This is a genomic window from Lactiplantibacillus brownii, from assembly GCF_031085375.1.
In the GTDB taxonomy this organism is placed as follows: Bacteria; Bacillota; Bacilli; order Lactobacillales; family Lactobacillaceae; genus Lactiplantibacillus; species Lactiplantibacillus brownii.
On sequence record NZ_JAVCWF010000009.1, the window covers coordinates 1 to 12,108 of the forward strand.

Sequence of the window (12,108 nt, forward strand, 5' to 3'; positions counted from 1 at the left end):
ATGAGCAATGAATTAGTCAAATATGACCCTGAATTAAATACAATCCCCTTGCGAAGGTTTACTCCTGTAGAAATGAACTTGTTCTTTTCTGTAGTTTCTAGAATGCGTGATAAAGGTGATGATACTGTTAGATTTACCTTTGATCAGTTAAAAGAGTTAAGTGCCTATAAGCCAACCGCAAATAATCGGTTTATTGATGACATACAAAGTACATATCAAAAAATACTAGGTCTTAGATTTGGCTCTCGAAGTAAAGATGGTCTTGATAGAGAGATGTTTGTCATGTTCACTCGATTTGAAATTAAGGGATCTGCAGACGTTCCTTATGTTGATATTCAAATTTATCCCAAAGCGTTGAAACTTCTAAATAATCTCGAAAGTTGGGTTCGTTATGCTTTGACAGAGTTCCGAGATTTAAAGAGTAGTTACGCAAAAACAACTTTTCGTATTCTTAAACAATTCCGAACCACTGGTTATGCTTATTTTTCTAAAAATGATTTCTTTGAACTACTAGATATTCCACAAAGCTATTGGAGTAAGCCTGCGAACGTTGAATCTAGGGTTATTCGCCCAATTAAGGAAGAACTAACCCCTTTGTTTAGAGGCCTAACTATACGAAAAAAATATGGTAAAGGTCGTGGGAAACCAGTGATTGGTTATACTTTTACTTGGAAGCCTGAAAGAAAAGACGCTAACGACTTCTCACAAGGTCAATTTCAAGATGAACGTCAAAAACTCTTTAACATTCAGCATAATGGTGAATTAACAGAACAGGAAAAATGGCGTGCCATTGATAAAGTTAAGGGGTTAACTCTAGGTTCTACTGAAAAGCAAGCATTGGCTGTCAAACAAGCCGAACATGATAAAAAAATAAGAGATCAAGCAAGACAAGAAGCACTTGCTGAACTCCGAAAGGGGTTTGGAAATCATGCCTAAAACTATTAGAGAACTTGCTGACGAATTGAAGGTCTCTAAACAAACTATTCAATACCACTACCAAAGACTACCAACAAAGAACCGACAAAAAGATAGTCAAGGTACAAACATGATCAGCCTTACAGCTGAAAGGATTATTAGGGACAAGGTAGCAAAGCCTTTGGTAGCAAATACCCAACAAACAGGTAGCAAAAAAGTGACAAAGACTAGCAAAGAAAATAATGAGCTAATTGCCACTCTAAGAAGAGAAATAGAAGATTTAAAGTCTCAACGTGACAAACAGCTTGCTACCAAAGACCGACAAATAGATCATCTAACAAAATTGGTGGATCAGCAGCAACAATTACAATTAGCAACAGTAGCAGATAACCGTCGATTAAAAGATCATGTACAAAAGCTAAGTGGGCAACTAACTCAAAAAACTAACGACAACTTGTCGACCGGAAATGATCTTTTTAACATCCAAGATAAAAAAAGCAAAATAGCTAAACAGAAGATTGTTAAATCTGGTAGTAATAAAGATGGCATACACACAAATAGAGCTATTAAACGTTGGTGGAAATTCTGGTAAAAGTTAATGTAAGCCTTAAGGTTTCAACTAAAGCAATTTACGAATAATTTTATTTTTGAGGTAATAAGATATAGAATGGCACTAACTTGTCGTTTAATATTCATAAAAATTATGGGGGAGTAGCTGTGATAAAAACCAAGATAACTAGTCTTGTCGTCATTGGGTTGATTTTGGGGGCAGGCTTATGGTTATATGGCAATATTGATGATGATGTTATGACTACAAAAACTGATAGTCAAACAACTAAGGCAGTAAAGCAGGCAAAATCATTAAGTCAACAGTACCAATATAAAGAAGCAAAATCAGTGTTATCGGGGCACAAAGGAACAACAGTTGATCATCTAAAAAAGAGTATTAATAAGCAACAGTCAAAGTTGGTCACGTGGGATGATCCGACAAAAATTTCACATCTTTTTTATCATTCACTAATTGTTGATCCTGGTAAAGCTTTCTCATCTAAGCAGGCACAGGGATACAAAGATTATATGGCGACCATCGACGAATTTATGCCGATGCTGAATCAGTTATATGATAATGGCTATGTATTAATTAACTTTAAAGATATCATTTCGATTGATAAACAAGGGAAGGTGACTTTCAAACCAGTCAAATTACCTGAAGGCAAGAAGCCTTTAATTATATCACAGGATGATGTTAACTATTATGAGTATATGAAGAATTCTGGATTTGCAGATAAATTAGTCGTCAATAAGCAAGGTGATGTTAAAAATCAATATACCAATAATGGTCAGAAGAAAATTGGTGATTATGACATGGTACCGATTATTGATACCTTCATCAAAAAGCATCCAGATTTCTCATACGGTGGCTCAAAGGGTGTGATTGCTGAAACGGGTTATAATGGGGTGCTAGGTTATCGTTCATCAAAGAGTCAATATGGTGATACAAAAAAGACACATCGCGAAGCTAAGAAAGCGACAAAGGTTGCTAACGCTATGAAAAAGGAAGGTTGGCAGTTTGCATCGCATTCCTGGGGTCATATAAATATGACTACGGCCAGTGTTGATGATATCAAAAAGGACACTGCACTTTGGCAAAAGGAAGTACAACCAATTGTTGGTAAAACACCAGTATTGATTTTCCCATTTGGAGCAGATATTGGCTCATTTACAAATTATACAAATGATAATGCAAAGTACACTTATCTTAAGAGTAGCGGTTTCAGTATTTTCGATAATGTTGATGCGTCACAGACATCATGGGGTCAATTAACAAATGATTATTATCGTAATGCGCGGATAAATGTCGATGGTATTCGTTTACATGAAACAATGACTGGTGAGAACACGGTTCTAAATGACTTCTTTAATACAAAAGATTTTTATCATCGTGATAAATAATGAAGAGCGCGAGACAAAAGTCGTCAACAAAAAATTGGGTTATTTTTCAAACAGTTAGACAACACTATCACTCTTCATCAACGTAAGTTAGATTTGTTGAAAGAACAGAAAAAAGGCTTTTTACAAAATATGTTTGTATAGGGTCTATAATCTCCATTTGATAAAAATTACAAAGAAGGGACAAAGATGACTTTGCCTATCTTATTTTCTTGGCCTATGACATTTTTTGCATTCATATTGCTAACTATATCTGATTTTTTATATTTAAAACATGAAATAAAAAGACTAACTGATACAAAAAAGACTCTAACAATTATTACCCTTCTATTTTCACTTTCAGTAAGTATTTATGTTGCCGCATCTATTGGTCACATTGTAACTAAGGACTATTCAAGTAATACAACTTTTTTTATTTTCGGCTTCGAATCAATAACGATTACATTAACAAGTTTATTTTTTCTATTTATTACAGCAAAAAAAAATATTTTAGACAGAAAAGAAACTATACACCTGGCCCAACAAAAATATTTTGGGCACAATTTAATCATGTTTTTTTCTATGGTTCACTATGTAACAGGATTAACTGATCTTGTATTTATATTTAGTCTCATATATCTACCGGAGTTTCTTGACTATCTACTTCCAATCCCAAATAATTATCCAGGTAACGTTATTTTCCTTAATCTTCAAAGTTTATTTATTATTATTAGTGTATTCGTCATACCCTTTTTATTATTAATCTGGGTGCCAAAATATTTCAGAAAACAATTAAGTAAAACAAAAAAATAGGGTCCATTATTACAAAATAACCCCTCGAAAACATTGAAAGAATAACCCCCAATATCTATAATATAGATATTGGGGGTTATTTGTTTTAATATTAAAGAAATGACTTCTTCTATTTGTCATCAATACTAAACAATAATTTGTACAAAGTGATTATTTCTTCTAGTTCTTCACGCGATACATGATCGACAATAGTTTCATCAGTGACATGTCTTGCCCGTAAATCTAAGGCTATGGTTTGATCTAATAATACTTTTCCATATACTGTTTGACTACTAGTTAGTCGATGATACATTGGAAAATTACGCTTGGTACTGCTAATTGGAGCCACAATCGTCATGTTACTTGTCTGACAGACTAGATCATTGCTTAGAGCAATGGCTGGTCGCTTATTCATCTGTTCATGACCACGGCTTGGATTAAAGTTAACATAAAATATATCACCTTGGCTTACCATTGAAGTTCATTGCCTTCTGACTTTCCCCAATCAAGCTCGTGATCCCTTTCCCCGTCATCTTTCCAATCCTTAAATAGTTCGTGAATATTGGTTGGGTTCTTTTTTATTGGTGTTAAAACAATTGATCCATTTTCAATGGTTATTGTCATATCTTGGTTATCATCTAATTTCAGTTGTTTAATAATTTGGCTAGGAATTCTAGCAGCTTTCGAGTTTCCCCACTTTGCTAAGCGTGTTTGTTCTTTAATAAGTTCCATATTTTCTCCTCCTAAACTATTATCACAAGTCAAGTATATCCCGTGTAGATACACAATGCAAATATTCTTACTGGAGGTCATTTACATGCAACAAGTTGTCTTACCCATAAAAGATTCAAACGTTCTTAAAGAGGTTCAAGATACGTTACTCAATAACTTTAAAGCTGGCCGACGTAACTATACGATTTTTCAAGTTGGTAAAGCGACGCTACTGCGAGTGAGTGACGTTATGGGCTTAAAACAGGCCGATATTTTTAATCCGGACGGTTCTATTAAACAAAATGCGTTTATTCATGACCGAAAAACTGGTAAACCTAATACCTTGTACCTTAAACCTGTTCAAACAGAGCTCTTATTGTACCGTCAATGGCTGCTTGATCATAAGCTGGATTCTGAATGGCTCTTTCCTTCAATTCAACACCCAGAACGCCATATTACTGAAAAACAGTTCTACAAAATTATGAGTAAGGTTGGCGATCTATTAGGAATTAATTATCTAGGTACTCATACGATGCGCAAAACTGGGGCTTATCGTGTTTACACGCAATCAAATTACAATATTGGCCTAGTCATGCACTTACTAAATCACTCAAGTGAATCAATGACTTTAGCTTATTTAGGCTTGGATCAAGCAAGTACAGAAAACATGTTGAACCAAATTGATTTTGGGTAAATTAGTTTGATTTTGTTGTCGCCAACGGCGACTTCTGATACAGGTTTTTAATGGGTCTAGCACAACATAGAATAAATTCTATGTGTAAGTGCGCATTGACCTCGTTTTACTCGGTCTGCTGATAACCATAGAGTCGATTTTTCCCGTCGTTGAATTGAATGTATTTTTAATTAAATTATGCTTACACTTAACTAATCTTGTTATGATTTAAATTTTTGCAGAGATTCTTTGTAAACTTAGCAACAAAATTTTACAATCTACCTTAAGGCCCTCATTTCCCTTTGGGTCTAATGATTTCCAAATAGAAAACAACGAACATAGTGAGGCCTTAGCAAACACAATACTAGTCAATACCCAATTTACAATAGTGATTCGAAAGTTACGAACGTCAGTGAGTTACTCTAGGTAAGTGCTTTAGCACTTACTATATATAATATGAACAAAGGTAATTCACAAACTTTACACTCACATAAACGCTCATATATCAACGTTATCAAGCCACTAACTAGCGGGATAAATATTTCATGGTCAAACATTATCTAATTCTACACGTTTAACACCAAGCAATCGCACGTCATAACACACCGTATAGCCCCACTAAAACGACTTCTAAGAGGCTTTGAACTATGTCACGTGTATTTACCTTGATATGCTAAAACGTCTTAAATCGTATTTTAAAACAGGCTCGTCAAATTAATGACGGGCCTGTCTGTATGCTGGAATTTTCACACTATTATGAAGTGGATGTGTCATTATGTCGGAGACACAAGCTTGATTATAGCACTATGCAAACTTGGTGTAAAAACAAAAAAATGAGCACCCGGGTAAGTGCTCACCAAGAAGTTGTCACATTGAAACGAAATACCATGAGTCCCGACTGATGGGACAACTCTATTTTAGATCATTCTAATTAAATTGCAATATTAAAAGAGAGCGTAAAATATCTTGTGTAAATGCATAAAAGATTTCTGAATTGTATAGAAATAGGGAATGCCTTCCCTTATGATATTTAGTAATCACAGAAAACATCACAGGAGGCATTCCCCATGAATGAACTTACCACAGAAATTATCGCTGCACTAGCCCAAAAGCAAGATTTGGACGAAGTTTTTCGTCACCACCTCGAAATTGCGATTAACCAGCTGCTTCAAACCGAATTTACTCACTTTCATGGACTTTCCACCAGCTATCCGGCAATCACTATACTCCACTAACCTGATTGAGAACTTTAATAAGCATCTCAAGCGCACCACCCACCACAAAGAACAATTTCCAACCGAAGATTCACTGGATCGCTTTCTGGTTTCTCAGTTTAATGTTTATAACGAGAAGTCTATGAAGCGGATCCACCGAGGGTTCAAAGGACTCCAGGACACCTTGGAAGCATCATTTATTTAAGTTAGATACATATTATATGTACGAAGGCATTTCATTTACACAAGATTCTTGACGCTACCTGATACTTGCGCAAGCAAGTTATTTGTCACGAACGAACGTGTGAGTGAGTTGCTCTTGGCTTCCCTTGGAGCCGTCAAGGGAAAACAACGGAGCGCTTAGCGTAGGCGTTAGTATAATAGCAGACGTAATTCACAAACTTAAAACGTACATAAACGTTGTTATATCAACATTATTAGAATAAAAGTAGCGGGATAAATATTTCACGACCAAATAGTATCTAATCTATACGTTCAACACCAAGCAATCACACGTCATAACACTTCGTATAGCCCCGTTAAAATGAGTTCTAAGAGGCTTTGAACTATGTCACGTAAATTATGTCACGACTAGCTAAAACTTCTTATAACGTATTTTAACGTAATAAAAACCAGCAGACTACAATTAAGTAATCTACTGGCCTGCTTTTTATGACTTTTCTTTCTCAATTCCCCACTCAGCAGCATTTAACTTATCCTTAACGTCAAGGTCTTTGTTGGCCGCAACAGTAACCTCATTATCATTTTTACAATGAGTAAATCTATCTGGGTCAAACAAAAGCATCTTATTATAAAACTTTTCACCATCAACGATTGTTCCTACACGCGTCCCATCGTTTTCAACATCTAAACTTATAGGTGTACCCGATAAACTTTTAATAACTTCGTCCTTACTCATATATTCTTTATTAACTTCTGTCATTTAAATGACCACCTTACTTTTATATTTGAATAGACTTCCTCTATCCACTTTATAATATAACGATCAAGTGATAATAAATCACAATATAATAAAATAACTTAGTTAACATAATCCCCATTAATCAAAGTACCCCTACTAACACCGTGTTAGCAGGGGTACTTGTTTTTTACTTTGTGAAATTAAATTGGTCTAGGTAAAACGATCAAATCAAAGCCTATTTTAACAGCATTCTTATTTTAGGAAAGTTAGTGAATTCTAGCCAATGGTGGAACCTGATCACGGCTAACTTTCTTATAATTAGTCACACCAAATTTAGGATTATATGTAATTCTAATGATCTGTCCCTTATGAAATGGCCCTAAATCATCAGCAACCGTGTGAACCTCTAACCGTTGCCGATTCCCATACTTATCTTTAGCAATACCACGATAAACATAGCCGTTCTGTGTAATCCCAACCGGAACTGTTACAGGAAATGATTCACTACTACCATTAACTCGCATGTAGTAATAATCACCACCATACCGATAAATATGCCACCCAATACTTAAAACTGTAACTCCAACTAGGAAAACAACCAAGACACTTTCTATCCAATGATTTTTAATTGCAGACTTACTCAAAAACAAATCCCCCTAAACTCTATAAAAACACTTAAAACTAACTTGACTTTGGTTTCGCCCTTTGCTGTTCAGAACGCTTGAACCTGAGCGGGATATAGTTTTCCCCTTGTTTTGCGAAGAAGAAAACTTTTTGTTGTTCGTCACGAATCACCGTCACGTAAAAACACTTGTATTGTTACTATTGCGCTTGTAGATTAGCCTAACTAATTTAGCCTATAAAAAAAGCACCCTTTATAGGTGCCAGCAATCATTTATTTTTAGTTGTTTGGATCACTGGCCTTGCGTAATCGCCCTGTACTTTCGTACTGCTTTACCGCCCGCCCCGTACGTGGGGCCACCGTTCGGAACCAACCTAAATACAAGTATAGGTTAATTCCTAGTGGGAGTTTATAGCGGCGGCTCTCACTTGACCTGTCGACTTGTTTCATTAGCTCCGCTAACCGGCTGTCAGTCCTCGAAAGGTAAGATTAGTTGGCTTGGCTAGAATGTTGCCACTCTAGTAACGGGGCTTGGCTCCCCCGTGATCCAGAAAAATTCAACTCTACCCACTTGAAAAATCTTACAATAGTAGGTAAAATGAACACATAAACTTTGATAAGGGTTATGTGTTCCCCCGGTGGTGACCGAGGGAATTTTTTTGTCTATTCAATTTAGTTACAAACAGTATTATACCCCTTTGCCGATAATATGACAAAGGGGTATTTTTAACGTCTTAGCCAGCCGAATAAGCCCTTTTTAAGCGTTTTTGTTTCTTCCCACTTAGAATTACTCTCGGTAGGCTTTAAAACGTCTGTATCGTCGTTTTGCGAGGGGCTATCGTCCTTTGAGGGGGTGTTGTTCGTAGAGGTATCAAGTAATTTTTCGTTTTGACGGTTAGTAGACAAATTGAGCTGTTGTTGCTGGTCAAGTAATTGAGTTAGCTTTTCAATTTGTCTATCCTTTTTGTCTAGTTGACGTCGAATTATATCAAGAACTTTATCGTCAATTGGTGACGTTTTTTCTTGTTTAGCCTTGGTGTTACTATTTGCATAGTATTTACGAATAGCATTGACAGCACTATCGTCAATTACATATCTATCATTGCTGTCTTTTGAGGGTTTTTCGTTGTCATCAAGCATATCAATGATTTGATAAACCCTTGCACGTGATATCTTCAAATCTTTAGCTATTGAAGATATTGTCTTATTTGCCATTTTACGTCATCCTTTACGTTAGTCTATACGTTTATATTAACATAGTTAATCAAGGTGAACACTGAACGAGGGCTTAGAACACGTCTCTCAACATATGATATATATCCTATCGCGGAGATTTTTAAGAATAGTGGCTGTTTTGGCTCGATATGGACGGCTGCCTTTCTGACCAGTATAATTCTATTACGCCAATTAGTTAGTACATATTACTACCAAAAGAAGGAGTAACCCCAAACACATGAAATTAAAAGTTTGGTGGCTAAGCAATCTTATTTGGCTAATCATCTTCAGTATATTAAGCTTTGTAATTTTCATTAGAAAAGTTGCTGGTGCTGGAACGATTCAAACGCCAGCAACTAAATTAGCTGCTTTTATTGTGCTAGTGGTTTTCTTTATTGTTATCATCTTGATCCAACTTGTCTTACTGCTATTTGTTAAGCATAGAAAGTAAAACTAAATCAGGGTCTATAATTCACAAATAACCCCTCGAAAACATTGAAAGAATAGCCCCCAATATCTACATTATAGATATTGGGGGCTATTTTAATTTATTCTTTTATAAGTGCCCCTAAACTATAGCTATTGATTCAAGATTTCATGGGAGCCAGTTGCAACCAATAACAAAATCAATTCATCATGATCTAGCTGATAAATAACAATCCAGTTGTCATAATTTTTACCATAGCTCCCATATCTGGCAGGGTGAAATTCACGATAGCCACGCCAATTTCCTTTTAATGCATGATCTTTAATCTGTTTCAAAACAAGTACATCTTGTTCAACAATTGCTTCTAAACAAGGCTTCAAGACAGTTATTGGGAAATGTTTTTTGACTAGTTTTTTTAATTCACGTTCAAAAGATTTGGTCTGTTTAATTTGCATCTAACTTATCGATCCAATCTTCAAAGTCAGTCAATGAACCAATGTTTTTGACCTGCCCTGTTTCTGCTTCTTTTTTAGCGGCTAAGGCTTCCGGAGAATCTAAAAAGCTGACTAATCGAACTTCATTATTGGCCGCTTTAACTAACGATAAGCGTATATACTCAGAAACGGTTAGCCCTTGTTTTGCTAGATTAGCTTTAGCCCGTTCACTAATGTCAGGTGTTACACGAGTTGAAATTGTCTTGTTTTTAATAATAGTATTACTCATTCTAATCCGCCTCCTTTAAGTTTACCATCGTACTACATTATAATATTCGATTTTTAGGTTTTCTGCAACTAAATTAATTTTAAAGTAAAGGAACTAACAGCTTATGCGACAAGTTGTCTTACCCATCAAAGATTCAAACGTTCTTAAAGAGGTTCAAGATACGTTACTCAATAACTTTAAAGCTGGCCGACGTAACTATACGATTTTTCAAGTTGGTAAAGCGACGCTACTGCGAGTGAGTGACGTTATGGGCTTAAAACAGGCCGATATTTTTAATCCGGACGGTTCTATTAAACAAAATGCGTTTATTCATGACCGAAAAACTGGTAAACCTAATACCTTGTACCTTAAGCCTGTTCAAACAGAGCTCTTATTGTACCGTCAATGGCTGCTTGATCATAAGCTAGATTCTGAATGGCTCTTTCCTTCAATTCAACACCCAGAACGCCATATTACTGAAAAACAGTTCTACAAAATTATGAGTAAGGTTGGCGATCTATTAGGAATTAATTATCTAGGTACTCATACGATGCGCAAAACTGGGGCTTATCGTGTTTACACGCAATCAAATTACAATATTGGCCTAGTCATGCACTTATTAAATCATTCAAGTGAAGCCATGACTTTAGCTTATTTAGGCTTGGATCAAGCAAGTACAGAAAACATGTTGAACCAAATTGATTTTGGGTAAATTAGTTTGATTTTGTTGTCGCCAACAGCGACTTCTGATACAGGTTTTTAATGGGTCTAGCACAACATAGAATAAATTCTATGTGTAAGTGCGCATTGACCTCGTTTCACTCGGTCTTCTGATAACCATGAAATCAGTTTTTGCCGTTGTTGAATTGACTGTATTTTTAATTCAATTTATGTTTGCACCTAAACTAAGATTGTTATGTTTTAAATATTTAAAAAGTGTTACGGATTACGCTGTTTTAAGCCAATTTTTTTAATCGTTCTGTGCAAAGAATCTTTATAAGTTTGGTAACAAATTTTGAATAACGGTACTGTAAAATCTGTAAATCTAAACTGAAATCATTATTTTGATGTCAGGAGTAATTAGGATGGACGAAAAGAAAGTATTAAAACCAATTAATGAAGTGCTTGCTGATCCTTGGCAAGTTGATATTCAAGAATTGTTTGAAGCTTCTGTCAATGAACCTGACGAGATTAAAAAGAATTTGTATGATTCCTTATACACTTATATTTTGCAAAAAAGACAAGAAGATATTATTAATCGTCCTGGCTTCGTTATTTAACCCTCTAAAAGCCTGCTGAGGGCTTTTTGTTTTGCTTTGGTATAAATGTATATGAATGGTCTTAAAATCGCTAGAAACGAAAAATAAGACCCTTAAAAACGAACATAGCAGCTAAAATCTTTTTTAGATTCAAAAAACTAACTGTTTGCTGTCAATGGTAGCGGACGAGCAAAGCGTGGGAGCATAAGGAATTGACAGCTCTAAACCAGTCTTAACACTGAATTGGCGAAAGCCAAAGTTTCTATAAAACTTTGCTTTCCTGCCTAACGGCGAGTGAAAAAGCGGTTAAGCTGGCTCAGCTTGGACGGGGTTCGGGGCGTTAGCGCCCGGTTAAATGTGGCTTGTCACTCCTTTGCAGGCAACGAACGAAGTGAGGCGCAAAGAGCGTAGCGAATGAAGTTTAATGTGAGCCTGTTTTTGGGCTCACTCCTTTGTATTTTTGTTTTAGATTTTGATCTTGTACACTGGTGCCTCTTTTAAACCTCTTTTATAAACCTCTTTTAAACCTCTTTTAGACCCCTATTGTGCCTTACTCCCCCAAGGCGTACAGAAGTTTATCGACTACATTTTGTCTGTTTATCGACTACATTTTGTCTGTTTATCGACTACATTTTGTCTGTTTATCGACTACATTTTGTCTGTTTATCGACTACATTTATTTACTCCTGTATTCAAATAAGGTAGTATTATTCAAGGAGGTTATTTT

Annotated in this window: 15 protein-coding genes and 2 pseudogenes; 10 read left to right on the forward strand and 7 right to left on the reverse strand. The window is 35.7% G+C overall.

Going from position 1 to position 12,108, the window contains the following annotated elements; translation table 11 throughout:
- From RA086_RS15770 to RA086_RS15785, 4 genes and pseudogenes are all read left to right on the forward strand, one after another.
- Positions 1–936: replication initiation protein (locus tag RA086_RS15770; RefSeq protein ID WP_076801280.1), on the forward strand; the 936-nt coding region annotated here is incomplete at its 5' end.
- On the forward strand, positions 929–1,507 hold the full coding sequence (locus tag RA086_RS15775; protein WP_029507739.1) for a DUF536 domain-containing protein: 579 nt from the start codon (positions 929–931) through the stop codon (positions 1,505–1,507). The genes RA086_RS15770 and RA086_RS15775, both read left to right, overlap by 8 nt.
- Before the next feature lie 125 nt (positions 1,508–1,632).
- The gene (locus RA086_RS15780) at positions 1,633–2,868 is read left to right on the forward strand and encodes a polysaccharide deacetylase family protein (RefSeq protein WP_103127349.1); all 1,236 of its coding nucleotides are present in this window, start codon (positions 1,633–1,635) and stop codon (positions 2,866–2,868) included.
- A 9-nt stretch (positions 2,869–2,877) separates the two neighbouring features.
- Positions 2,878–3,009 (forward strand): annotated as a pseudogene (locus tag RA086_RS15785) (restriction endonuclease subunit S); the annotation flags it as partial.
- 757 nt (positions 3,010–3,766) lie between these two features.
- On the opposite strand, the gene RA086_RS15790 reads toward RA086_RS15785, so the two are convergent.
- Positions 3,767–4,111, reverse strand: a complete 345-nt coding sequence (locus RA086_RS15790; protein ID WP_001748110.1) for a type II toxin-antitoxin system PemK/MazF family toxin — start codon at positions 4,109–4,111, stop codon at positions 3,767–3,769.
- The gene (locus tag RA086_RS15795; protein ID WP_308704634.1) at positions 4,105–4,368 is read right to left on the reverse strand and encodes an AbrB/MazE/SpoVT family DNA-binding domain-containing protein; all 264 of its coding nucleotides are present in this window, start codon (positions 4,366–4,368) and stop codon (positions 4,105–4,107) included. The genes RA086_RS15790 and RA086_RS15795 overlap by 7 nt, the downstream gene beginning before the upstream one ends.
- An 85-nt stretch (positions 4,369–4,453) precedes the next feature.
- Between RA086_RS15795 and RA086_RS15800 the strand changes: the two genes are divergently transcribed.
- The 3 genes and pseudogenes from RA086_RS15800 to RA086_RS15810 all read left to right on the forward strand — a co-directional run.
- On the forward strand, positions 4,454–5,041 hold the full coding sequence (locus RA086_RS15800) for a site-specific integrase (RefSeq protein ID WP_025016518.1): 588 nt from the start codon (positions 4,454–4,456) through the stop codon (positions 5,039–5,041).
- Positions 5,042–6,087: 1,046 nt separating this feature from the next.
- Positions 6,088–6,255 carry a hypothetical protein gene (locus RA086_RS15805; protein WP_308704635.1) on the forward strand — a complete coding sequence of 56 codons (168 nt, stop codon included), beginning with the start codon at positions 6,088–6,090 and terminating at the stop codon, positions 6,253–6,255.
- Positions 6,194–6,439, forward strand: a pseudogene (locus tag RA086_RS15810) (transposase); the annotation flags it as partial. The gene RA086_RS15805 and the pseudogene RA086_RS15810, both read left to right, overlap by 62 nt.
- Before the next feature lie 465 nt (positions 6,440–6,904).
- Here the strand turns inward: RA086_RS15810 and RA086_RS15815 are convergent.
- The 3 genes from RA086_RS15815 to RA086_RS15825 form a co-directional block, all read right to left on the reverse strand.
- The gene (locus RA086_RS15815; protein ID WP_134144460.1) at positions 6,905–7,177 is read right to left on the reverse strand and encodes a hypothetical protein; all 273 of its coding nucleotides are present in this window, start codon (positions 7,175–7,177) and stop codon (positions 6,905–6,907) included.
- 245 nt (positions 7,178–7,422) lie between these two features.
- Positions 7,423–7,800: a YxeA family protein gene (locus RA086_RS15820; RefSeq protein WP_003646093.1), complete on the reverse strand. Its 378-nt coding sequence runs from the start codon at positions 7,798–7,800 to the stop codon at positions 7,423–7,425.
- Positions 7,801–8,504: 704 nt separating this feature from the next.
- Entirely contained in the window at positions 8,505–8,993 is a 489-nt protein-coding gene (locus RA086_RS15825) for a DUF536 domain-containing protein (RefSeq protein WP_164684629.1), read from the reverse strand.
- Between the two features lie 238 nt (positions 8,994–9,231).
- Between RA086_RS15825 and RA086_RS15830 the strand changes: the two genes are divergently transcribed.
- Entirely contained in the window at positions 9,232–9,444 is a 213-nt protein-coding gene (locus RA086_RS15830) for a DUF3923 family protein (RefSeq protein WP_015063544.1), read from the forward strand.
- Positions 9,445–9,572: 128 nt separating this feature from the next.
- On the opposite strand, the gene RA086_RS15835 is transcribed toward RA086_RS15830, so the two are convergent.
- Together RA086_RS15835 and RA086_RS15840 are read right to left on the reverse strand one after the other, a co-directional pair.
- Positions 9,573–9,875, reverse strand: coding sequence for a type II toxin-antitoxin system YafQ family toxin (locus RA086_RS15835; protein WP_021357787.1), 303 nt, complete (start codon positions 9,873–9,875; stop codon positions 9,573–9,575).
- The gene (locus tag RA086_RS15840; RefSeq protein WP_003625288.1) at positions 9,865–10,143 is read right to left on the reverse strand and encodes a plasmid mobilization protein; all 279 of its coding nucleotides are present in this window, start codon (positions 10,141–10,143) and stop codon (positions 9,865–9,867) included. Before RA086_RS15840 ends, RA086_RS15835 begins: the two co-directional genes overlap by 11 nt.
- 103 nt (positions 10,144–10,246) lie before the next feature.
- On the opposite strand from RA086_RS15840, the gene RA086_RS15845 reads away from it, so the two are divergent.
- Positions 10,247–10,834, forward strand: coding sequence for a site-specific integrase (locus RA086_RS15845; RefSeq protein ID WP_063730326.1), 588 nt, complete (start codon positions 10,247–10,249; stop codon positions 10,832–10,834).
- 355 nt (positions 10,835–11,189) lie between these two features.
- The gene (locus tag RA086_RS15850) at positions 11,190–11,402 is read left to right on the forward strand and encodes a hypothetical protein (protein ID WP_057822567.1); all 213 of its coding nucleotides are present in this window, start codon (positions 11,190–11,192) and stop codon (positions 11,400–11,402) included.
- Positions 11,403–12,108: the final 706 nt, after the last annotated feature.